This is a genomic window from Streptomyces sp. NPDC048417, from assembly GCF_040651615.1.
Taxonomy (GTDB): Bacteria; Actinomycetota; Actinomycetes; order Streptomycetales; family Streptomycetaceae; genus Streptomyces.
In genome coordinates this window covers 21,477-42,408 of sequence record NZ_JBEZKI010000038.1, presented here as the reverse complement: position 1 = coordinate 42,408, position 20,932 = coordinate 21,477, and the positions used below count along the sequence as shown (strand labels likewise).

18 protein-coding genes and 1 riboswitch are annotated in these 20,932 nt (G+C 72.3%); of the genes, 6 read left to right on the top strand and 12 right to left on the bottom strand.

Annotation, left to right across the window (positions count from 1 at the left end; all coding sequences use genetic code 11):
- Nucleotides 1-68: 68 nt before the first annotated feature.
- Nucleotides 69-242 carry a hypothetical protein gene (locus tag AB0D59_RS42720; RefSeq protein ID WP_165939545.1) on the top strand — a complete coding sequence of 58 codons (174 nt, stop codon included), beginning with the start codon at nucleotides 69-71 and terminating at the stop codon, nucleotides 240-242.
- 384 nt (nucleotides 243-626) lie between these two features.
- On the opposite strand, the gene AB0D59_RS42715 is transcribed toward AB0D59_RS42720, so the two are convergent.
- Together AB0D59_RS42715 and AB0D59_RS42710 are read right to left on the bottom strand one after the other, a co-directional pair.
- Nucleotides 627-1,442: an inositol monophosphatase family protein gene (locus AB0D59_RS42715; protein ID WP_362576680.1), complete on the bottom strand. Its 816-nt coding sequence runs from the start codon at nucleotides 1,440-1,442 to the stop codon at nucleotides 627-629.
- An 8-nt stretch (nucleotides 1,443-1,450) separates the two neighbouring features.
- Nucleotides 1,451-2,578, bottom strand: a complete 1,128-nt coding sequence (locus tag AB0D59_RS42710) for a ferrochelatase (RefSeq protein ID WP_362576679.1) — start codon at nucleotides 2,576-2,578, stop codon at nucleotides 1,451-1,453.
- 164 nt (nucleotides 2,579-2,742) lie between these two features.
- Here AB0D59_RS42710 and AB0D59_RS42705 point away from each other — a divergent pair, with 164 nt between their 5' ends.
- Nucleotides 2,743-3,981, top strand: a complete 1,239-nt coding sequence (locus AB0D59_RS42705) for an MFS transporter (protein WP_362576678.1) — start codon at nucleotides 2,743-2,745, stop codon at nucleotides 3,979-3,981.
- Nucleotides 3,941-5,269 carry a D-arabinono-1,4-lactone oxidase gene (locus tag AB0D59_RS42700; protein WP_362576677.1) on the top strand — a complete coding sequence of 443 codons (1,329 nt, stop codon included), beginning with the start codon at nucleotides 3,941-3,943 and terminating at the stop codon, nucleotides 5,267-5,269. Before AB0D59_RS42705 ends, AB0D59_RS42700 begins: the two co-directional genes overlap by 41 nt.
- On the opposite strand, the gene AB0D59_RS42695 is transcribed toward AB0D59_RS42700, so the two are convergent.
- Nucleotides 5,193-5,981 (bottom strand): hypothetical protein, encoded by a 789-nt coding sequence (locus AB0D59_RS42695; RefSeq protein ID WP_362576676.1) that lies wholly within the window; start codon nucleotides 5,979-5,981, stop codon nucleotides 5,193-5,195. The genes AB0D59_RS42700 and AB0D59_RS42695 overlap by 77 nt on opposite strands.
- A 471-nt stretch (nucleotides 5,982-6,452) precedes the next feature.
- Here AB0D59_RS42695 and sepH point away from each other — a divergent pair, with 471 nt between their 5' ends.
- Nucleotides 6,453-7,490 (top strand): septation protein SepH, encoded by a 1,038-nt coding sequence (gene sepH, locus AB0D59_RS42690; RefSeq protein WP_362576675.1) that lies wholly within the window; start codon nucleotides 6,453-6,455, stop codon nucleotides 7,488-7,490.
- Between the two features lie 74 nt (nucleotides 7,491-7,564).
- Here the strand turns inward: sepH and AB0D59_RS42685 are convergent, their stop codons facing one another.
- Nucleotides 7,565-8,407 (bottom strand): sulfurtransferase, encoded by an 843-nt coding sequence (locus AB0D59_RS42685; protein ID WP_362576674.1) that lies wholly within the window; start codon nucleotides 8,405-8,407, stop codon nucleotides 7,565-7,567.
- Between the two features lie 314 nt (nucleotides 8,408-8,721).
- Between AB0D59_RS42685 and AB0D59_RS42680 the strand changes: the two genes are divergently transcribed.
- Entirely contained in the window at nucleotides 8,722-9,525 is an 804-nt protein-coding gene (locus AB0D59_RS42680) for a VOC family protein (RefSeq protein WP_362576673.1), read from the top strand.
- Between the two features lies 1 nt (nucleotide 9,526).
- On the opposite strand, the gene AB0D59_RS42675 is transcribed toward AB0D59_RS42680, so the two are convergent.
- The 4 genes from AB0D59_RS42675 to AB0D59_RS42660 form a co-directional block, all read right to left on the bottom strand.
- A complete protein-coding gene (locus AB0D59_RS42675) occupies nucleotides 9,527-10,174 on the bottom strand; it encodes a thymidine kinase (protein WP_362576672.1) in 648 nt (215 codons plus the stop codon).
- A 41-nt stretch (nucleotides 10,175-10,215) separates the two neighbouring features.
- Complete coding sequence (locus AB0D59_RS42670; RefSeq protein WP_362576671.1) at nucleotides 10,216-11,409, bottom strand: nucleotide pyrophosphatase/phosphodiesterase family protein; 1,194 nt, start codon at nucleotides 11,407-11,409, stop codon at nucleotides 10,216-10,218.
- Nucleotides 11,409-11,996, bottom strand: a complete 588-nt coding sequence (locus AB0D59_RS42665) for a DUF5998 family protein (RefSeq protein ID WP_362576670.1) — start codon at nucleotides 11,994-11,996, stop codon at nucleotides 11,409-11,411. Before AB0D59_RS42665 ends, AB0D59_RS42670 begins: the two co-directional genes overlap by 1 nt.
- Nucleotides 11,997-12,086: 90 nt before the next feature.
- Complete coding sequence (locus AB0D59_RS42660) at nucleotides 12,087-14,960, bottom strand: GNAT family N-acetyltransferase (RefSeq protein WP_362576669.1); 2,874 nt, start codon at nucleotides 14,958-14,960, stop codon at nucleotides 12,087-12,089.
- A 176-nt stretch (nucleotides 14,961-15,136) separates the two neighbouring features.
- Between AB0D59_RS42660 and AB0D59_RS42655 the strand changes: the two genes are divergently transcribed.
- Entirely contained in the window at nucleotides 15,137-15,418 is a 282-nt protein-coding gene (locus AB0D59_RS42655) for an HPr family phosphocarrier protein (RefSeq protein ID WP_133919479.1), read from the top strand.
- Nucleotides 15,419-15,726: 308 nt separating this feature from the next.
- Here the strand turns inward: AB0D59_RS42655 and AB0D59_RS42650 are convergent, their stop codons facing one another.
- The 4 genes from AB0D59_RS42650 to AB0D59_RS42635 all read right to left on the bottom strand — a co-directional run bounded on the left by AB0D59_RS42650 (nucleotide 15,727) and on the right by AB0D59_RS42635 (nucleotide 20,900).
- A complete protein-coding gene (locus AB0D59_RS42650; protein WP_362576668.1) occupies nucleotides 15,727-16,422 on the bottom strand; it encodes a GntR family transcriptional regulator in 696 nt (231 codons plus the stop codon).
- A 511-nt stretch (nucleotides 16,423-16,933) separates the two neighbouring features.
- On the bottom strand, nucleotides 16,934-17,689 hold the full coding sequence (locus AB0D59_RS42645; protein WP_362576667.1) for a M23 family metallopeptidase: 756 nt from the start codon (nucleotides 17,687-17,689) through the stop codon (nucleotides 16,934-16,936).
- Nucleotides 17,690-17,701: 12 nt separating this feature from the next.
- Nucleotides 17,702-17,865, bottom strand: a riboswitch (cyclic di-AMP (ydaO/yuaA leader).
- 246 nt (nucleotides 17,866-18,111) lie between these two features.
- Nucleotides 18,112-19,500 (bottom strand): pitrilysin family protein, encoded by a 1,389-nt coding sequence (locus AB0D59_RS42640; RefSeq protein ID WP_362576666.1) that lies wholly within the window; start codon nucleotides 19,498-19,500, stop codon nucleotides 18,112-18,114.
- Nucleotides 19,497-20,900, bottom strand: coding sequence for a pitrilysin family protein (locus tag AB0D59_RS42635; protein ID WP_362576665.1), 1,404 nt, complete (start codon nucleotides 20,898-20,900; stop codon nucleotides 19,497-19,499). Before AB0D59_RS42635 ends, AB0D59_RS42640 begins: the two co-directional genes overlap by 4 nt.
- Nucleotides 20,901-20,932: the final 32 nt, after the last annotated feature.

Sequence of the window (20,932 nt, the reverse complement as noted above, 5' to 3'; positions counted from 1 at the left end):
ACGTGATCGCCCCTTCAACGGCACACCCCCGTGCCACCGACCCACGACCCAGGACGAGGGGGCGCAGCATGGACGCATTCACCACAGGACTTCTGCAGCGCATAAAGGCGACCGAGTCCGACATCACCCGGGCTCGTGACGAGGGCGACGACTTCCTCGTCGAAGTGGAACAGGCCGAGCTCGACGACCTGCGCCGCCTCGCCGCCGAACACGGCGTGGAAGTCGGCGCGACCAGCGTCTGACAGTCCCGCAGCAGCAGCTCACCGGCACAGGAACAGGGCCCCGGCGAATCCAGCGCCGGGGCCCTGCTCATACCTTGACCAGTACCCACCGCAACAACGTTCGATTCCCCCCAGGCCAAAAGAACCCAGGGCCCCCTACGCCCACACCACTCGCAACAGCCCCTCCCCACCCCTGCTCAAGCCCGCCCACGCCTCTTTCCGTCTCCCGGTCAGGCCTGCGCGCGCCCCTCCCGACCCCCGACCCAAGCCTGCACGCGACCCTTTCCGTCCCCCGGCCCAGCCGCACGCGCGCCCCTCCCGCCCCCCAACCACCGCCGCACCTTTCCCGCCGCGACGGCGGTTCCCGGCGGTGCCGTGCCCCCCCTCAGCCCGAACGTCCGGGGCTCAGTCGTGCCAGGCTCCGAAGTCGTCCAGCAGGCGCTGGAGCGGCTCGAAGACGCCCGGGGTGGCCGCGACCGTCAGGGCACGGGACGGGGGTTCTCCGGGGCGGCCGCCCGTGAGCGCGCCGCCCTCTCTCGCGATCAGGTCGCCCGCACCCCAGTCCCACGCGTTCAGCCCGCGCTCGTAGTACCCGTCCAGCCGGCCGCAGGCCACATCGCACAGGTCGATCGCCGCCGACCCGCTCCGGCGTACGTCGCGGAGCAGCGGGATCAGCCGGGCGGCGACCTCGGCCTGGTGGGTGCGGACCTCCGTCACGTAGTTGAAGCCGGTCGACACCAGCGCCTGGTCCAGCGGCGGTGCCGGGCGGCAGCGCAGCTCCCGCTCGCCCTCCCACGCCCCGGTCGCCCAGGCCCCGCCACCCCGTACCGCGTGGTACGTCTCGCCGCGCATCGGCGCCGCCACGACCCCGGCCACGGTCTCGCCGTCCTGCTCGGCCGCGATGGAGACCGCCCAGGTCGGCAGCCCGTAGAGGTAGTTGACCGTGCCGTCGAGCGGGTCGATCACCCAGCGGATCCCGCTCGTGCCCTCCGTCGACGCGCCCTCCTCCCCGAGGAAGCCGTCGTCGGGGCGGTGTCCGGAGATCAGGTCGGTGATCAGCTTCTCCGCCGCGATGTCCATCTCGGTCACGACATCGATCGGGCTGGACTTGGTCCGGGCCACGGCGAGGTCGGCCGGGCGGCCGTCCCGCAGCAGCTCGCCCGCGCGGGCGGCCGCCTCCCGGGCGAGCTTGAGCAGGTCGGTGTGCAGGGCGTCGGTCACGGGGCTCCTCACGCGTACGGGCTGTCGGCGCCGGCCGCGGCCGGCCGGGGGGCGCGGGCCGGGCAGCAGCCGACCGGGCACAGGTTGTGGCTCGCGCCCAGCGCGCCCAGCGCGCACGGCGTGACCTCCCGCCCGCTCTCCACTGCCGCGCGCTCCAGGACCAGCTCACGGATCGCGGCGGCGAACCGCGGGTCGTCCCCGACGGTCGCGGACCGCCGTACCGGCAGGCCCAGTTCCCCGGCCTTGGCCATGGCCTCCGTGTCGAGGTCGTAGAGGACCTCCATGTGGTCGGAGACGAAGCCGATGGGGGCCATGACCACGGCCGGGACCCCGGCGCCGTGCAGCGCCTCCAGGTGGTCGCAGATGTCGGGCTCCAGCCACGGGATGTGCGGGGCGCCGGAGCGGGACTGGTAGACGAGCCGCCAGGGGTGGTCGATGCCGGTGCGCTCGCGGACCGCGTCGGCGATGAGCTGGGCCACGTCCAGGTGCTCCTCGACGTACGCGCCGCCCTCGCCGTGCGTCTCGACCGGGCCGGAGGTGTCGGCACTCGCGGTCGGGATGGAGTGGGTGGTGAAGGCGATATGGGCGCCCGCACGGACGTCCTCGGGGAGTTCGGAGAGGGACTGGAGCACTCCGTCGATCATCGGGTCGAGGAAGCCGGGGTGGTTGAAGTAGTGCCGCAGCTTGTCGATCTTCGGCGGTTCGAGTCCCTCGGCCGCCAGCTCCGCCAGCGAGTCCGCGAGGTTCTCGCGGTACTGGCGGCAGCCCGAGTAGGAGGCGTAGGCGCTGGTGGCGAGCACCAGGATGCGTCGGCGGCCGTCGGCGACCATCTCGCGCAGGGTGTCCGTCAGATACGGCGCCCAGTTGCGGTTGCCCCAGTAGATCGGCAGGTCCAGGCCGTGCTCGGCGAAGTCCTTGCGCAGGGCGTCCAGCAGGGCGCGGTTCTGGTCGTTGATCGGGCTGACCCCGCCGAACAGGAAGTAGTGCTGCCCGACTTCCTTGAGACGTTCCTTCGGGATACCGCGCCCGCGCGTCACGTTCTCCAGGAACGGAACCACGTCGTCCGGGCCTTCCGGGCCGCCGAAGGAGAGCAGGAGCAGGGCGTCGTAGGGGGTGGCATCGAGCGCGTCTGACATGAGCCGATCCTGCCACCCGGCGCTGACAGCCCGGAAACAGGAGCGTGAAGAGTCGGATTCGGGAGGTTTATCCCCGGTGCCGAGCGGGTGCGGCACGGCGACCTCACTCGTAAGCTGTATCAGCCGCAATCGCGCCTTACCCAGTACAGCCGTCGGAGACCCCCGTGCCCAGCCCCTATCGCGCCCTGTTCGCCCTCCCCGGCACCAAGGGCTTCTCCGCCGCGGGCTTCGTCGGCCGGATGCCGCTCTCCATGATGGGCATCGGCGTGGTCACGATGATCTCCCAGCTCACCGGGCGCTACGGCCTCGCGGGCGCGCTCTCGGCCACCATCGCGCTCGCCGCCGCCGCGGTCGGCCCGCAGGTGTCCCGGCTGGTCGACCAGTACGGCCAGCGCCGGGTGCTGCGTCCCGCGACGCTGCTCGCGCTGGCGGCGGCGGCCGGGCTGCTCCTCGCCGCGCACTACGGGTGGCCCGACTGGGTGCTGTTCGTCTGCGCCGCCGGGATCGGCGCGGTGCCGAGCCTGGGCGCGATGATCCGGGCCCGCTGGGCCGCCCTCTACCGGGGCACCCCGCAGCTGCACACCGCCTACTCGTTCGAGTCCGTCGTCGACGAGGTCTGCTTCATCTTCGGGCCGATCATCTCCATCGGCCTGTCCACGGCCTGGTTCCCGGAGGCGGGGCCGCTGCTGGCCGCCTGCTTCCTGGCCGCCGGCGTCTTCTGGCTGACCGCCCAGCGGGCCACCGAGCCCACGCCGCACCCGCGCGAGCACCACGCCCGCGGTTCGGCGCTGCGGGCGCCCGGCCTCCAGGTGCTGGTGGCGACCTTCGTGGCCACCGGGGCGATCTTCGGGGCGGTCGACGTGGTCACCGTCGCCTTCGCCGACGAACGCGGCCACAAGGGCGCCGCGAGCGTGGTCCTGGCCCTGTACGCGGCGGGCTCCTGCCTGGCCGGGGTGGTCTTCGGCCTGATGCGCTTCGCGGGGAAGCCGGAACGCAGGTGGCTGCTGGGCATATGTGCGATGGCCGTGAGTATGATCCCCCTCCTACTGGTCGGAAACTTGCCGCTTCTGGCCGTGGCGCTGTTCGTTGCGGGCCTGACCATCGCACCGACGATGATCACGACGATGTCCCTCATCGAAAAGCACGTACCTCGCGCGAAGCTCACCGAGGGCATGACCTGGGTGAGCACCGGCCTCGCGGTCGGGGTGGCGCTCGGCTCCTCGGTCGCCGGCTGGGTGATCGACGCTGCCGGTGCCCGCGCCGGGTACGGGGTTCCGGCCGTGTCCGGGGCCGTCGCGGTCGCGGTCGGTTTCCTCGGGTACCGCCGGCTCAACAGGCCGGTCACGGGTCGGGGAGGCACCGTTGAGCAGTACAGCGAGCGGGAAGAACGGCGCGTGGCGTAACTGGGGAGGGAATGTCACCGTCCACCCCGCGCGGGAGGTCACGCCCGCCTCCGTGGACGAGCTGGCGGCGGCGGTAAGGCGGGCGGCGGCGGACGGCCTGAAGGTGAAGGCGGTCGGCAGCGGCCACTCCTTCACGTCGATCGCCGCGACCGACGGCGTCTCGATCCGCCCTCAACTGTTGACCGGGATCCGCAACATTGACCGTAAGGCCATGACCGTCACGGTCGAGGCGGGCACTCCGCTCAAGAGACTCAACATGGCCCTGGCCCGCGAGGGCCTGTCGCTGACCAACATGGGCGACATCATGGAGCAGACGGTCTCCGGGGCCACCAGCACCGGCACCCATGGCACGGGCCGCGAGTCCGCCTCGCTCGCCGCCCAGATCCGGGAACTCGAACTGGTCACCGCCGACGGCTCGGTGCTCACCTGCTCGGAGAAGGGGACCGAAGAAGAACGCGCGGTCTTCGCGGCCGCACGGGTCGGCCTCGGCGCGCTGGGGATCGTCACCGCGATCACTTTCGCCGTGGAACCGGTCTTCCTGCTCACCGCGCGCGAGGAGCCGATGACCCTGGACCGGGTCCTCGCCGAGTTCGACCAGCTCTGGGCCGAGAACGAGCACTTCGAGTTCTACTGGTTCCCGCACACCGGCAACACCAACACCAAGCGCAACAACCGCAGCGCGGGTCCGCCGCAGCCGGTGGGGCAGCTGGCCGGCTGGTTCGAGGACGAGTTCCTCTCCAACGGCCTCTTCCACGGTGTGCAGTTGCTCGGCCGCGCGGTGCCCGCCGTCGTACCGACGGCCGCCCGGATCTCCAGCAGGGCACTGTCCGCGCGGTCGTACACGGACATTCCCTACAAGGTCTTCACATCCCCGCGCCGGGTGCGCTTCGTGGAGATGGAGTACGCCGTGCCGCGCGAGGCTCTGGTGGACACGCTGCGGGAACTGAAGGCGATGGTCGACCGTTCCGGTCTCAGGATCAACTTCCCGGTCGAGGTCCGCACCGCCCCGGCCGACGACATCGCCCTGTCCACCGCCTCCGCCCGGGACACCGCCTACGTCGCCGTGCACATGTTCCGGGGCACGCCGTACCAGGCGTACTTCACCGCCGCCGAGCGCATCTTCACCGCGCACGAGGGCCGCCCGCACTGGGGCAAGGTGCACACCAGGGACGCGGAGTACTTCGCGACGGCCTACCCGCGCTTCGGTGAGTTCACCGCGCTGCGAGACCGGCTCGATCCGGATCGGCTGTTCCAGAACGACTACTTGCGGAGGGTTCTGGGTCAGTAGCCGAGGACCCGGCGGGCGAGGAGGCCGTGCTCGGCTCCCCGCTCGCGGACTCGCTCGGGGACGGGGCCGGTGTCGTGGCCCCCTCGCTCGCGGGCGTCCGTGACGCGTCCGAGGAGGACGACGGCGACGGGGCCGGCGAAGTGGCCCTACCGTCACCGGACTCCGGGCCGGGGGAGCCCGAAGGGTCCGAGGAGTCCCCGGGATCCGAGGGGTCCGACGACTTCGAGGACGTGGTGTCGCCGGTGACGGCGCCGCTGACCGTCGTACCGGAGCCGCCGCTGAAGCTGCTGCCGGAGACCAGTTCGTAAGTCGTGATGCCGGCCATGGCCACCGCGAACACCAGGGCCGCCGCGAACACCGGGCGCCGCCAGGTCCGCACCCGGGCGCGGTAGACGGTGCCCTCGGTGAACTCGCCGGGCGCCGGGGGCGCTTGCTCGTGGGGCCGGGTGGTCACCGACGCGTCGCGCAGTTGTTCTCCGGTGCGCCTGAAGAAGTGCTGGAACAACGAGCCGCCGCAGGTGGCGACCACGCTGACGACTCCGGCGCCGAGGATCGTGCCGTACACCCCGACGTAGGACGCGAGTTTGGCGGCCACCACCGCGGCCACCGCGCTGCCCGCGACCTGGGGAACGCTGAGATCGATCCGCTTCGAACTTCCCTTCGCCTCCTCCCCCGCACTGGTCTGGTCACCGGAACCGGGCCTTTCACGCATTCCCGAACCTTGCCTGCCCTTCCCGCACTTGTTCGATCCACTGCATGAAAAAGGGACGTACGGGCGAAACCATTAGTTCCGTTTCTGCGGATTGCGTGAAGTACGCCACGTTCAAGATCGACCGAAGTGGGCAACCGGAGGCCAGGGAGGGGTCGTTGCCAGAAGTTGGGCGGCGCGCCAATCCACGCACGTGGCCCGAATGGAGTACTGTTGCGAGCCCTGGGTCCGGTCTCCCGCCAGGGCGTCCGGGGCCTTGCAGGACCGCCGGGAGGGGGCTAGTTGCACAGGGTGACGGTTTTGGTCACTTAGCGTTGCGAATAGGTAACCGTGCCATAACGGCGGTGCAGGGCCTGTGCCCGACACGCCGGGCAACTCGGCAAGGTTGTGGCAGGCTGCACCCGGGCAGGCCACACTCGACTAGCGGAAGCAGCGACGCACGTGACGTCGGCAGGCACCACCCGGGAGGTCCCCATGCCCGAACTGCGTGTCGTGGCCGTCTCCAATGACGGCACACGGCTGGTGCTCAAGGCTGCCGACTCTACGGAGTACACGCTTCCGATCGACGAACGGCTCCGTGCCGCCGTACGCGGCGACCGGCCCCGGCTCGGCCAGATCGAGATCGAGGTCGAGAGCCATCTCCGGCCCCGAGACATCCAGGCGCGGATACGGGCGGGTGCGACCGCGGAAGAGGTCGCCCAGCTCGCCGGGATCCCCGTCGACCGGGTGCGGCGCTTCGAGGGTCCGGTACTGGCCGAGCGCGCCTTCATGGCCGAGCGAGCCCGCAAGACGCCGGTCCGCCGGCCCGGCGAGAACTCCGGGCCGCTGCTCGGCGAGGCCGTCCAGGAGCGGCTGGTGCTGCGCGGTGCCGACAAGGACACCGTGCAGTGGGACTCCTGGCGGCGTGACGACGGCACTTGGGAAGTCCTCCTCGTCTACCGGGTCGCGAGCGAACCGCACTCGGCGAGCTGGACCTACGACCCGCCCCGGCGGCTCGTCCAGGCCGTCGACGACGAGGCGCGCTCGCTGATCGGCGAGTCCGACGACCTCGCCGTACCGGAGCCCAGCTTTCCGTTCGTGCCGCGGATCGCACGGCTGCCGCGCGACCGCCCGATGGACCGTCCCAGCGACCGGGACCGGCCGAGCCTGCCCGCGCAGTCGTCCGACCCCGTCGAGGAGACGGCCGGCGAGCGGGACTCGCTGACCAGCCTCCTGGAGGCGGTGCCGAGCTTCCGGGGCGACATGGTGGTCCCGGAACGCCCCGCGGAGGTCGTCGCCCCGGAGGAGCCCGCCCCGGAACCGGCGGCGGAGGAGCCCCCGGCCCCCGCGGCCTCGGCCGGCTCCGCCTACGCGGACGTCCTCATGCCCCGCTCCGTCGGCAGCCACCGCGACCGGCTGGTCGGCGCCACCGACCGCCAGGCCGAGGCGGACGGCGTCCGCCCGGGCCGCCGGGCCGCCGTGCCGAGCTGGGACGAGATCGTCTTCGGGACGCGGCGCAAGAAGCAGGAGTAGCAGGAGTCGTACGGCCGTACGAAGAGGGGGCACGCGCGCGTGCCCCCTCTTCTCGCTGCCCTACTGCCTCTGCCCTACTGCGGGTCGGGGCCGACCGCGACCGGACGGGACGGGTCCGCGGACCACTCCGACCACGAACCGACGTACAGCGCCGCCGGAATGCCCGCCACGGCCAGCGCCAGCACCTCGTGGGCGGCCGAGACACCCGAGCCGCAGTAGACGCCCACCGGGGCCGCCCCGGAGGCGCCCAGGGCCTTGAAACGGTCACTCAGCTCCCCGGCGGGCCGGAAACGGCCGTCCGGGCCGACGTTCTCGGTGGTCGGCGCGGAGACGGCGCCCGGGATGTGGCCGCCGATCCGGTCGATCGGCTCCACCTCGCCCCGGTACCGCTCCCCCGCGCGAGCGTCGAGCAGCACACCCGCGCGGGCCAGCGCGGCCGCCCCGTCCGCGTCGAGCAACTCCAGCGCGCCGGGCGCCGGTTCGAAGTCACCCTCGGCCGGCTCGGCCGCGTCAGTCGAAAGAGCGCCTTCCCAGGACGGCAACCCGCCGTCCAGAACCCGCACATCCGGGTGACCCGTCCAGCGCAGCAACCACCACGCGCGCGCCGCCGCCCAGCCGGCTCCGCCGTCGTACACGACCACTGGCCGGTCCGCCGACACCCCCGCACGGCGCATCGCCGCCGCGAAGACGGCCAGGTCGGGCAGCGGATGGCGGCCGCGACCTGCGGGCGCGGCGGCCAGCTCCGTGTCCAGGTCCACGTAGACGGCGCCCGGCAGGTGCCCGGCGGCGTACTCGGCCCGGCCGTCGAAGGCCGCGCCGCCCAGCATGGTCAGCTGCCAGCGCACGTCCAGCAGCACGGGCGGGTTCGGCCCGGTCAGGTCGTCGGCGAGTTCGGTTGCGGTGATGATGGCTTCCATGGCCCCATCCTTACGCCAGGGGTGGCCGCAGCGTCCAGGTACGACTACTCTGCTCGGCCGGACAGGCTCGATCACCGGGCGTGCGGGATCGGGCACATGCTGTACAGCTGATGGACACCCGGCGGCAATCGGCCGGAAACGGGCGAGAAACGGCAGATCAGGCATCCTCGCGGCGAAGGCCGCCGCCACGGCCTGGACGCAGGACGCCACGGAGGGTGCGAGCATCGGCACGGGGCGTGCCCGTGGCTGTGGCACGGCCGGTCCGGAGAGCGGAAGCGACACGGCCACCGCGAGGGGCCGAGGAGAGAGTGACGATGACCGAGGTACGGGGATCGGCCGGCCCGAACGGCGGTACACACGCTCGGCGCGCGCCCGGCACCCCCTGCTGGGTGAGTCTGATGGTGCACGGCTTGACCGCGACCGAGGAGTTCTACGAGGCCCTGTTCGGCTGGGAGTTCCAGCCCGGGCCGCAGCAGCTCGGCCCCTACGTCCGGGCGCTGCTGGACGGTCAGGAGGTCGCGGGGATCGGGCAGCTGCCGCCGGACCGCCGGTTGCCGATCGCCTGGACGCCGTACTTCGCCTCGGAGGACGTGGATCTGACGGCCGAGACGGCCCGGCTGTGCGGCGGCACGGTGGGCGTCGGCCCGCTGGACGCGGCCGAGGCCGGGCGGATGGCCATCGGCTCCGACCCGTCGGGCGCGGTGTTCGGCATCTGGCAGGCCTCCGCCCACCTCGGCACGGCCGTCACCGGTGTCCCCGGCACGCCCGCCTGGAACGAACTGCTCACCTTCGAGACCGTGAGCGTCGCCAAGTTCTACGAGGCGGTGTTCGGTTACGCGGCGGAGCCGGTGGTGTCCGCCGACTTCGACTACGTGACCCTGCACGTGGAGGGCCGCCCGGTGGCAGGCATCCACGGGGTCGGCCTCTCGCTGCCACGGGAACAGGGACCGCACTGGCTGACGTACTTCGAGGTGGCCGACGCGGACGCGACCCTGCGCGAGGTCGCCGAACTGGGCGGGCAGGTGCTGAAACCGGCCCGGGACAGCGCACACGGCCGGGTCGCCACCGTGGCCGACCCGGAGGGCGCGGTCTTCTCCGTGATCGAGAGCCAGCGCTGAGTCAGGTCGTGACGGGCAGGACGTCCGGGGAGAGGGCCGCCGCATGGGCCGACGCGGCGGTCATCCGGCGCCGGTGGTGGCGGCGGCACAGCACCTCGTAACCGACCTTCCCGGCCGACCCGTTGACATCGCCCACGACCACCTGGGCGCCCTCGACGACCATCTCGCCGCCCACCGTGCGGGCGTTGTGGGTGGCGCGGGCGCCGCACCAGCACAGGGCCTCGACCTGGAGCACCTCGACCCGGTCGGCCAGCTCCACCAGCCGCTGGGAGCCGGGGAACAGCTTGGAGCGGAAGTCGGTGGTGATGCCGAACGCGTAGACGTCCAGGCCCAGATCGTCGACCACGCGCGCGAGCTGGTCTATCTGCTCCGGCGCCAGGAACTGCGCCTCGTCGGCGATGACGTAGTTCGCGCGGCCGCCCTGCGAGAGGTGGTCGACCAGGTACGCGTACAGGTCCTGGCCGTCCTCGACCTCCACGGCGTCGGTGACCAGGCCCAGCCGGGAGGACAGCTTGCCGTAGCCGGCGCGGTCGTCACGGCTGAAGATCATGCCGACGAGGCCGCGGGCCGACCGGTTGTGCTCGATCTGCAGAGCCAGGGTCGACTTCCCGCAGTCCATCGTTCCGGAGAAGAAGACCAGCTCGGGCATGGGGAGTTGAGCACCTTTCGGGGGTGGTGTGATCAGGGGCGCTAGGAGCGTACTTCGAGCAGCGGGACGAGTTGCTCGACGGGGGTCATCGAACCGTGGTTGCCGACCATCGCCGACTCCTTGGGCTCCCGCTCGGAGGCGATGATCAGGACGTCGTCGTGCGCCGCCGCGATGACATCGCCGATCCGCTCGTACACCCGCTCGTCGAACCGGTCCGGCGGGCCGAACCAGCCGGCCGCGATCGCCTCGTCACGGGAGGCCACCCAGAACTGCTCGCCGAGCACCTCGCGCCAGCAGGTCAGCACGTCGTTCTGGGCACCCGGGACCGCGTAGACGTGCCGGGCGCGGCCCTCGCCGCCGAGCAGGGCGACGCCGGCCCGCAGTTCCCAGTCCTCGTCGAAGTCGATGCGGTGCTGCTCGTCGAACGGCACGTCGAGCATGCCGTGGTCGGCGGTGACGTACAGCGCGGTGCGCGGCGGGAGCTGCTCGGCGAGCCGCTGCACCAGCCGGTCGACGTGCATCAGCTGGCCGCGCCAGGTGTCGGAGTCGACGCCGTAGCGGTGCCCGGCGCCGTCCAGTTCGGCGTAGTACGTGTACACCAGGGAACGGTCGGCGGCGGCCAGTTGCTCCGCCGCGAAGTCCATCCGCTCCTCGCCGGTGAGTCGGCCGTGAAACGTTCCGCCGCTGAGCGCGACCTTGGTGAGGGGAGTGCGCTCGAAGGCCGGAGAGGACACCTGGGCGGCGTGCACCCCGGCGTCGGCGGCGAGCTGGAAGACGGTGGGGTACGGCTGCCAAGAGCGCGGGGAGGTCCACGGGTGCCAGCGGAGCTGGTTCATCAGCTCGCCGGTGGCAGGGTTCCGGACGGTGTAGCCGGGCAGGCCGTGCGCACCGGGCGGCAGGCCGGTGCCGACGGAGGCAAGGGAGGTGGCGGTGGTCGCGGGGTAGCAGGCGGTGATCGGCCGTCCGGTGCCGCCGCGAGAACTGCCGAGCAATGAGGCAAGGAAGGGCGCCTCGTCCGGGTGGGCCCTGAGCTGTTCCCAGCCCAGCCCGTCGACCAGGAACACGCAGTTGCGGTCGGCGGCGGTCAGTTCCGTGATCGACGCGGTCATTCCGGGTACGGCCATCCCGGCGGCCAGGGTGGGCAGCAGGTCGGCGAGGGAACCGCTGCCGTACTCGGGCAGCGGCGCGGAGCCGAGGGCCAGCGGTTCCGGATGGTCCCAGGTGGCGTACGCCATCAGTGCGTGACGTCCGCGGTCGCCTCGGAGATGGCCTGGGCGAAGGCGAGCGCCTGGCGCACCGTCTCCGGGCCGTCCCCCGCCTCGCTGACGCGCAGGCTCAGGTCGTCCGCCGTGGAGTTGCCCGTGTAGCCGTGGTCGGCCTCGCAGTTGGGGTCGCCGCAGGCGGCGGGCTCCAGGTCGATACGGGATACGGCGCCCCAGCCGATGGTCAGCACGATCTCGCGGGGCAGGGTGCCCGGCGTGTACTGCTCCGGGTTGGCCACCACCCGGCTGACCACGACCGACGAGATCCGGCCGAGCTTCACCGACTCCGTCGAGGTGGTGGCGTACGGCGTCGGGGAGGTGGTGTCGGCGGCCTGCTCGTCGGTGTGGCTGACGATGAAGCGGTTGCCGGTGAGGACGAGCACGGTCACGTGCCGCCGCACCTCGTTCTGGTCGAACGTCGTCTCCTGGTGGACCAGGTACGACCGGATCGGCTCACCGCCCACGGAAGCCTCCACCGCCTCGGCCACGAGGGCCGGGTAGTAGCCGCTGCGCTCGATCGCGACGCGCAGCCCCTGGGTCGTCGTACTGGTCTTGGCCATGGCGTCCATCCTAATCCGTGGGCAAGGGGGGTCCGGGCCAGTCGACGCACCCTCTTGGAAAGCCACCGCGGGGGCGGGTGTTCGCGGCGGTCAGTAGGCGGGCAGGGTCCGCGGACCCAGGTCGTCGCGGGCGGGCGGGGGCGCCAGGCGGACGGTGGCTCCGAGGACGCTGACGCCGTGCCGGGCGACCACGACCGGTTCCAGGGTGACCGCGACCACCTCGGGGTGGTCGTCGACCAGTCTGGAGACGCGCAGCAGCAGCTCCTCCAGGGCGGGCGTGTCGACGGGGGCCGAGCCGCGCCAGCCGAAGAGCAGGGGTGCGGTCCGGATCGACCGCACCAGCGAGGTCGCGTCCCGGTCCGTCACCGGGATCAGCCGGTGGGCCGTGTCCCCGAGCAGCTGCGAGGCGGCCCCGGCCAGCCCGAAGGACAGCACGGCCCCGGCCGCCGGGTCGATCACGGCCCGTACGACGGTGTCCACGCCCCGGGGTGCCATCCGCTGCACCACCGGGCGCAGTTCCCCCGGCGGCCCGAAAAGCTCGGTCAACTCGCCGTACGCGCGGCGCAGTTGCTCCTCGTCCGCCAGGTCGAGCCGTACTCCGCCCAGGTCGGCGCGGTGGCGCAGGTGCGGGGCGGTGGCCTTGAGGGCGACCGGGTAGCCGAGGTCTCGGGCGGCCGCGACGGCGGCCTCGGGGGTGGGGGCGGCCGGCGCGCGGTGCACGGCGACGCCGTACCTGCCGAGGAGCTCGCAGGTCTCCTCGGTCCCGAGGGTGAGCCCCTCCCCGCGCTCCAGCAGGGCGCCGATCAGCTCGGCGGCCCCCTTCTCGTCGATGTCGTCGTATTCGGGCACCTTCCCGGGATCGGCGGCCTCCCGCCGCCACTGCGCGTACTTCACGGCTTCGGCGAGGGCCCGGACGGCCCGCTCGGCGGCGGGGTAGGCGGGGATCAGCCGGGAGCAGGGGTGGGGGGCGGGGGGCTTGGCGGCCTCGGCGACGGCGGCGGGGGGTGTCCGGGCTCCTGTCTCCACCGCGGTGGGCTGTCGTTGCGACGGCCGGGACAACTGGGCGCCGGGTGCCATGACAGCGGTCTGCGGTGCGGTGCGGCCAGCGGCCGAGAGCGCCTCGGCGAGCCCCCCGAGCTCCACATGCACCACCAGCACCGGCTTCCCGGGAACGCTCTCGGCAGCCGACCGCAGCGCCTCCGCCAGCTCCGCGTCCGCGACCGCCCCCTCCCCGATCGTCGGAATGGCCGTGACGACCACCGCGTCGCATGACTCGTCCGCCAGCGCCTCCGACAGCGCCCGATGGAAGTCCGCGGGGGTCGCCATGGTCGTCAGGTCCAGCGGCGGCGCCGGCCGGAGCCCCTCCGCCAGGCACCGGTCGTAGGTCAGCAGACCCAGCGACTCGGAGTTCCCGAGGATCGCCACCCGGGGCCCGGCCGGCAGCGGCTGCCGCGCGAGCAGCAGTCCCGCGTCGACCAGCTCCGTGATCGTGTCGACGCGGATCACCCCGGCCTGCCGGAGCAGCGCGGACACCGTGGCGTGCGGCAGCCGCGTGGCCCGTACCGCGTGCCCCTGCGGCGCCGAACCGGCGCTCTGCACCACGACCAGCGGCTTCGCCGCCGCCGTGCGCCGCGAGAGGCGGGTGAACTTGCGCGGGTTGCCGATGGACTCCAAATACATGAGGACGACATCGGTCTCGGCGTCGTCGTACCAGTACTGGAGGACGTCGTTGCCGGACACGTCCGCGCGGTTGCCGGACGACACGAAGGTCGACACGCCGGTGGTCCCGGTGACGCCGCCGCCGCGCCGGTGCAGCCGGGACAGCAGAGCGATCCCGATGGCGCCGGACTGGGCGAAGAGGCCGATCCGGCCGGGGCGGGGCATCTCGGGCGCGAGGGAGGCGTTCAGCCGTACGTCCGGGGCGGTGTTGATGATCCCGAAGGCGTTCGGCCCGATGATCCGCATGCCGTACGTGCGCGCGTGCCGGACCAGTTCGCGCTGGCGTTCGCGGCCGTCCGGACCGCTCTCCGCGTAGCCGGCGGCCAGGACGACGAGCCCCTGGACGCCGTGTTCGCCGCAGTCGGTGACGGCGTCCGGGACCTGCTCTGCCGGTACGGCGACCACGGCGACGTCGACCGGCCCGTCGATGTCGCGCACGGAGCGGTGCGCGGGTACACCGTCGACCTCCTTGAGGTCCTCGGGGAAGGCCTGGTTCACGGCGTGCAGGCGGCCGGTGAAGCCGGCGTCCCGGAGGTTGCCGAGGACGCTGCGGCCGACGCCGCCGGGCGCCCGGCCGACGCCGATCACGGCAACGGAACCGGGGGTCAGGAGCCGTCGTACCGAACGGGCCTCCGCCCGCTGCTCCCGCGCGCGCTGGACGGCGACCGAGCGGTCCGTGGGCTCCAGGTCGAACTCCAGCCGGACCACGCCGTCCTCGAAGCTGCGCTGCTGGGTGTAGCCGGCGTCCGTGAACACCTTGATCATCTTGCTGTTGGCCGGCAGCACCTCGGCGGCGAACCGGCGGATACCGCGCTCCCGCGCGACGGCCGCGATGTGCTCCAGGAGGGCGGAGGCGACGCCCCGGCCCTGGTGGGCGTCCTGGACGAGGAAGGCGACCTCGGCCTCGTCGGCGGGCGCAGAGGCGGGCATGCCGTCGGCGCCAATGCGGTCATAGCGTACGGTTGCGATGAACTCGCCGCCGATGGTGGCCGCGAGTCCCACCCTGTCCACAAAGTCGTGGTGCGTGAAGCGGTGGACGTCCTTGGCGGAGAGCTTGGGGTACGGCGCGAAGAAGCGGTAGTACTTCGACTCGGCCGAGACCTGCTCGTAGAAGCTGACCAGGCGGTCGGCGTCGTCGACAGTGATGGGCCGGACGCGCGCGGTACCACCGTCGCGCAGCACCACGTCCGCCTCCCAGTGGGCGGGGTACTCGTGCCGGTCCTGCCGGTCCGCCGGGGTCTGCATGGGCCCCAGAGTACGGCTCGCGTCCGACAGTGGCGCGAGGCAGTCTGTGGAGGACGCAAGTCGGGCCGAGGCCGCGGTCCGACGACACACCCGGAAGGGCTCACGTCCGCTCCGGGCATGCTTCACGATATGGGAAACTGGTCTAGACAACCCTGAACACCGAAGGGCAGCATCACATGGCTGAGCGCCGCGTCAACGTCGGCTGGGCCGAGGGTCTCCACGCCCGCCCCGCTTCCATCTTCGTCCGAGCCGCCACGGCCACAGGCGTCCCGGTGACGATCGCCAAGGCCGGGGGCAACCCCGTCAACGCGGCCTCCATGCTGGCTGTCCTGGGCCTGGGCGCCCAGGGCGGCGAGGAGATCGTCCTCGCCTCCGACGCCGAGGGCGCGGACGCCGCCCTCGACCGCCTGGCCAAGCTGGTCGCCGAGGGTCTCGAGGAGCTCCCCGAGACCGTCTGAGCGCCGCAGCGCCCGCACGGCGGAGGCCGCGCCGCCCCCACAGGGGTGGCGCGGCCTCCGCCGTTCCCGCAGCCGGCCTCCGCCGTTCCTGCCGGGGCCGTGACCTCGCTCGGCGCCGGTCTTCATGAAGGGCCGCCCTTTATACGGGGCGGTACTTTGCGCCGGGCACAGTTAATTCCCCATCGGGCACACCGATGACGCGCCGCCGGAAATTCCGGGCGCGCGCGAAATAAGGGCGGCGGAGACCGACAACGGGCAACGTAAATACCGCTCCACCGAATAACACGTCTTTGTATACGGCGCCTGTGTTAATGCCGCAGGCCCGTCATGTTTACGGGGTGTTGCGAAGTCCTCACACCGTTCGCCCGGTCGGCGCCGCCGGAAAAGCGCAGCCGGTGGGAGACCGTGGACCGCTCGGTGTGCAGCGCGGTGATCGCCCGCGCGCGTTCGCTGTCGCCGCGTGTCACGGCGTCCACGATGGCGCCGTGCTCGGCCCAGGACTCCACGGGGTTGGCGGGCGCGTCGACGGCGTACATCCAGGCGATCTTGTGCCGCAGCTGGGTGAGTGTCGAGGTCAGGGCGTGGCTGCCGGTGGCCTGGGCGAGCGTCTCGTGGAACCAGCCGCCCAGGGAGCGCAGGTCCTCGCTGCCGCCCCTGCGGGCCCGTTCCTGGCCCAGCCTGACGAGTCCGCGCAGCACCTTGAGGTGGGCCTCGGTACGGCGCTGGGCGGCCCGGGAGGCGCCGAGCGGCTCCAGGAGCAGGCGCATCTCCAGCAGGTCGGCGGCCTCCTGCTCGGTCGGTTCCGCGACGCACGCGCCCGCGTGCCGGCGCGTCACCACGAAGCCCTCGGCCTCCAGGGTGCGCAGGGCCTCGCGGACGGGGACGCGCGAGACGCCGTAGCGACGGGCCAGGAGTTCCTCGGTGAGCCGGCTGCCGCGCTCGTAGACACCCGCGACGATGTCGTCCCGGATCGCTGTGCATACCGAGTGCGCCGGAATACGCATGTCCGACCTCCGCCTTAATCCCCGTGAAACGCCGCCGAGTGGCGTCCGTTCCGTGACTCTATTGCAATGGGCGGGAATTTCCGACGGCGGCCCTGAATCCATGCATATTTTTTGGACACCGGGGTCACGAAAACGACGAAAGCCCCGGCTCGGGGGGCCGGGGCTTCGGGACTGCCGCCCTGTGGCGTCACGTGTTCATCGTCGGGGGCGCGCGGTCGGAGATATGTGGTGCGCCCGCGCGGAAACCTTCATGCGGCGCTCGGGGCGGAGGCGCACACGCCAGGGGGCTCGCGCGAGAGGTGCACGCCGGGGTCGCGCGGGAGCGGTGCACGCAGGGTGCTCGGAGAACGCACACGCCGTGGTGACATGCTCGCGCGCCCCGCGCCCCGCGCCCCGCGCCCCGCGCCCCGCGCCCCCGCGCCCCCGCGAGGGCTGCGCGGGGCGTGCGCGCCGTAACCCGCGCGGGGCGTGCGCGCGGTATTCGCGCGCCGAGCGTGCGCGCCGTGGTCGGTCAGACGTTCACGCCGTGCTTGCGGAGGTAGGCGACCGGGTCGACGTCCGAGCCGTACTCCGGGGTCGTGCGGGCCTCGAAGTGGAGGTGGGGGCCGGTCACGTTGCCGGTCGCGCCGGAGAGGCCGATCTGCTGGCCCGGGGTGACCTTCTGGCCCACCGAGACGCCGATCGACGACAGGTGGCCGTACTGGGTGTACATGCCGTCGGCCATCTTGATGACGATCTGGTTGCCGTAGGACCCGCCCCAGCCGGTGGAGACGACCGTACCGGTGCCGACGGCGTGCACCACCGTGCCGGTGGCGGCGTGGAAGTCGATGCCGGTGTGGGCGCCGGAGGACCACAGGGAGCCGCCGGTCTTGTAGCCGGTGGAGACGTACGAGTCGGAGATCGGCGCGACGAAGGCGTTGAGGCGCTTGCGCTCCGCCTCCCGCGCGGCGCGTACCTCGGCCTCGCGCTCCTTCTTGGCCTTCTCCACGGCCTTCTTGCGCGCGGCCTCCTCGGCCGCCTTGCGCTCGGCGGCGGCCTGCTGCGCGGCGGCCTGGGCGTCGATCTGGTCGGCGACCGAGTCGCTGACGGTGATGACCGGGGTGAGGCCGGTCTGCTCGACGGAGTTCTCGGCGGCGAGCGCCGGGGCGGCCGAGACGGTGCCGATGACACCCGTGGTGGTGAGGGCCGCGATGCCGGCGGCCTGCGCGGTGGTGCGCTTCACCCGGCCGGGACGACGGTGCTTCCCGGAGGCGCACATGAACGCCATGTAGAGGCTGGTCCTTTCCTTCCCTCTCGCCTACCGGGTTAGCTGACGGGTTCGGAGCAGGAAGGTCTCCTACGGGCCCCCTCGCGGCTCGCGCGGGCGCCCGATTCACCCCAGGGACTGCGTGGGTCCCCGGCTCCCCTGGCTCGCGCCGTACGGGGACTCGGCGATGGCTGTCCGGTGCCGCGGGCGCGGCGCACTGCCTGACGAACAGCCCGGAAGAACCTACGAGGACGTCCTCGCAATGCTCAAACGGATCACGTCTTTTGTCGCGCATCCCACAGGGCAGACAGGCAACCTCCGCCCTAATTCGGACATTCGGCGGCCCTGGTGACGCACCAGTCACCAGGGCCGCTTCACGCGCGCGTGCCGCTCGTCCGGACGCGCTGGTTGCTTCGCCGCTCGCTTCGCTCGGCTTGCTCCGCCTACTCCGCGGCGACGACCGTCACTTCGCCGATGCCGAGGGCCTCGACGGGCTCCTTGATCTGCGCCGCGTCGCCGACGAGGACGGTCACCAGGTGGTCGACCGGGAAGGCGTTCACGACCGCCGCGGTGGCCTCCACGGTGCCGGTGGCGGCCAGTTGCCGGTAGAGCGTGGCCTGGAAGTCGTCGGGCAGATGCTGCTCGACCTGGTCGGCCAGGGTGCCGGCGACGGCCGCCGCCGTCTCGTACTTGAGCGGTGCCACGCCGACGAGGTTCTGCACGGCGACGTCGCGCTCGGCGTCCGTGAGTCCCCCGGAGGCGAGGGTGCGCAGCACCGTCCACAGGTCGTCGAGCGCCGGGCCGGTGTTCGGGGTGTCCACGGAGCCGCTGATGGCGAGCATCGCGGCGCCGCTGCCGTCGGGGGCGGACCGCAGGACCTGCCCGAAGGCACGGACGCCGTAGGTGTAGCCCTTCTCCTCGCGCAGGACGCGGTCCAGGCGCGAGGTGAGGGTGCCGCCCAGGCAGTAGGTGCCAAGTACCTGGGCGGGCCAGACGCGGTCATGCCGGTCCGCACCGACGCGGCCGATGAGCAGTTGCGTCTGGACCGCTCCGGGGCGGTCCACGATGACGACACGGCCGGTGTCGTCGGCGGAGACCGGGGGCACGGGCCGGGGCTGGGCGGTGGAGCCGCGCCAGGCACCCAGGGTGTCGCCGAGCAGCTCGTCCAGGTCGATGCCGGTCAGGTCGCCGACGACGACCGCGGTGGCAGTGGCGGGCCGCACATGCCGGTCGTAGAACGCGCGTACGGCGGCCGCGTCGATCTTCTCTACGGTGTCCTCGGTGCCCTGGCGCGGACGGGACATCCGCGTGGTCGAGGGGAACAGTTCCTTGTAGAGCTGCTTGGCGGCCCGGCGGCTGGGGTTGGCCAGCTCGTGCGGGATCTCGTCGAGGCGGTTGCGGACCAGCCGCTCGACCTCGCTGTCGGCGAAGGCGGGTGCCCTGAGCGCGTCGGAGAGCAGCCCGACTCCCTTGCTCAGGCGGGAGGCGGGGACCTCCAGGCTGAGCCGGACGCCGGGGTGGTCGGCGTGTGCGTCGAGGGTGGCGCCGGCCCGCTCCAGCTCGGCGGCGTACTCCTCGGCGGAGTGCTTGTCGGTGCCCTCGGAGAAGGCGCGCGCCATGATCGTGGCGACGCCGTCCAGGCCGGCCGGCTCAGCGTCCAGGGGCGCGTCCAGGAGCACCTCGACGGCGACGACCTGTTGGCCGGGGCGGTGGCAGCGCAGCACGGTCAGGCCGTTGTCCAGGGTGCCGCGCTCGGGTGCCGGGAAGGCCCAGGGCCGGGCGTCGCCCGCTTGGGGCCGGGGGTGGAATTCCATGGTGGCGAGCTCGGTCACTTGGCCGTCTCCTCGTCGTCGTGCTCGGCGGTTGCGGCCTCGACCGTGGCCTCGGCCTCGGGGTCCTCGGGTACGTCGGCGTCCTCGACCGCCTCCGGGGACTTGGGCTCGTAGACGAGCACCGCGCGGTTGTCGGGCCGCAGCCGGGCCTTGGCGACCTCCTGGACCTCCTGCGGGGTCACCGCGAGGACGCGCTGGACGGCGGTCAGGGCGAGCTGCGGGTCACCGAACAGGACGGCGAACCGGCACAGTTCGTCCGCGCGGCCGGCGACGGTGCCCAGCCGGTCCAGCCACTCGCGCTCCAACTGGGCCTGGGCGCGCTCCATCTCCTCGGGCGTGGGGCCCTCCTCGGCGAACCGGGCGAGCTCCTCGTCGATGGCGGCCTCGATGACCGGCACCTCGACGTCACCGGAGGTCTTCACGTCCAGCCAGCCCAGGGAGGGTGCGCCGGCGAGCCGCAGCAGGCCGAAGCCGGCGGCGACGGCCGTACGGTCGCGCCGTACGAGGCGGTTGTAGAGGCGGGAGGACTCGCCGCCGCCGAGGACGGTGAGGGCCAGGTCGGCCGCGTCGGACACGCGCGTGCCGTCCTCCGGAAGCCGGTAGGCGGCCATCAACGCGCGCGCGGGCACCTCCTCCACGACGACCTCGCGCAGCTGCTCGCCCATGATGTCGGGCAGCGAACCGTCGCGCGGGGCGGGCTTGCCGTCGTGCGCCTGGATGGAGCCGAAGTACTTCTCGATCCAGGCAAGGGTCTGCTGGGGGTCGATGTCGCCGACCACCGAGAGCACCGCGTTGTTGGGCGCGTAGTAGGTGCGGAAGAACGCCCGCGCGTCCTCCAGGGTGGCCGCGTCCAGGTCAGCCATCGAGCCGATCGGCGTGTGGTGGTAGGGGTGGCCCTCCGGGTAGGCGAGCGCGGTCAGCTTCTCGAAGGCGGTGCCGTAGGGGACGTTGTCGTAGCGCTGGCGGCGCTCGTTCTTGACGACGTCCCGCTGGTTCTCCATGGACTCGTCGTCCAGGGCGGCGAGCAGGGAGCCCATGCGGTCGGCCTCCAGCCAGAGGGCGAGCTCCAGCTGGTGGGCGGGCATGGTCTCGAAGTAGTTGGTTCGCTCGAAGCTGGTGGTGCCGTTGAGCGAGCCGCCGGCGCCCTGGACGAACTCGAAGTGTCCGTTGCCCTTCACCTGGGCGGAGCCCTGGAACATCAAGTGCTCGAAAAGGTGAGCCAGGCCGGTACGTCCCTTGACTTCGTGCCGGGAGCCGACGTCGTACCAGAGGCAGACCGCCGCGACCGGGGTCAGGTGGTCCTCGGAGAGCACCACGCGCAGACCGTTGGCCAAGCGGTGCTCGGTCGCTGTCAGGCCTCCGGAGCCTGTCTCGGCCGTGGTCGTGTGACCCATGGGCATGTACGTCCCTTCACTCGCGTCACTCACTCGCG

Excerpts from the sequence above, each read along its gene's own strand:
- AB0D59_RS42655 (WP_133919479.1), top strand. The coding sequence starts at position 15,137 with ATGGCTGAGCGCCGCGTCAACGTCGGCTGGGCCGAGGGTCTCCACGCC.
- AB0D59_RS42660 (WP_362576669.1), bottom strand. The coding sequence starts at position 14,960 with ATGCAGACCCCGGCGGACCGGCAGGACCGGCACGAGTACCCCGCCCAC.
- AB0D59_RS42650 (WP_362576668.1), bottom strand. The coding sequence starts at position 16,422 with ATGCGTATTCCGGCGCACTCGGTATGCACAGCGATCCGGGACGACATC.
- sepH (WP_362576675.1), top strand. The coding sequence starts at position 6,453 with ATGCCCGAACTGCGTGTCGTGGCCGTCTCCAATGACGGCACACGGCTG.
- AB0D59_RS42675 (WP_362576672.1), bottom strand. The coding sequence starts at position 10,174 with ATGCCCGAGCTGGTCTTCTTCTCCGGAACGATGGACTGCGGGAAGTCG.
- AB0D59_RS42710 (WP_362576679.1), bottom strand. The coding sequence starts at position 2,578 with ATGTCAGACGCGCTCGATGCCACCCCCTACGACGCCCTGCTCCTGCTC.
- AB0D59_RS42670 (WP_362576671.1), bottom strand. The coding sequence starts at position 11,409 with ATGGCGTACGCCACCTGGGACCATCCGGAACCGCTGGCCCTCGGCTCC.
- AB0D59_RS42665 (WP_362576670.1), bottom strand. The coding sequence starts at position 11,996 with ATGGCCAAGACCAGTACGACGACCCAGGGGCTGCGCGTCGCGATCGAG.
- AB0D59_RS42695 (WP_362576676.1), bottom strand. The coding sequence starts at position 5,981 with ATGCGTGAAAGGCCCGGTTCCGGTGACCAGACCAGTGCGGGGGAGGAG.
- AB0D59_RS42645 (WP_362576667.1), bottom strand. The coding sequence starts at position 17,689 with ATGGCGTTCATGTGCGCCTCCGGGAAGCACCGTCGTCCCGGCCGGGTG.
- AB0D59_RS42720 (WP_165939545.1), top strand. The coding sequence starts at position 69 with ATGGACGCATTCACCACAGGACTTCTGCAGCGCATAAAGGCGACCGAG.
- AB0D59_RS42680 (WP_362576673.1), top strand. The coding sequence starts at position 8,722 with ATGACCGAGGTACGGGGATCGGCCGGCCCGAACGGCGGTACACACGCT.
- AB0D59_RS42635 (WP_362576665.1), bottom strand. The coding sequence starts at position 20,900 with ATGCCCATGGGTCACACGACCACGGCCGAGACAGGCTCCGGAGGCCTG.
- AB0D59_RS42685 (WP_362576674.1), bottom strand. The coding sequence starts at position 8,407 with ATGGAAGCCATCATCACCGCAACCGAACTCGCCGACGACCTGACCGGG.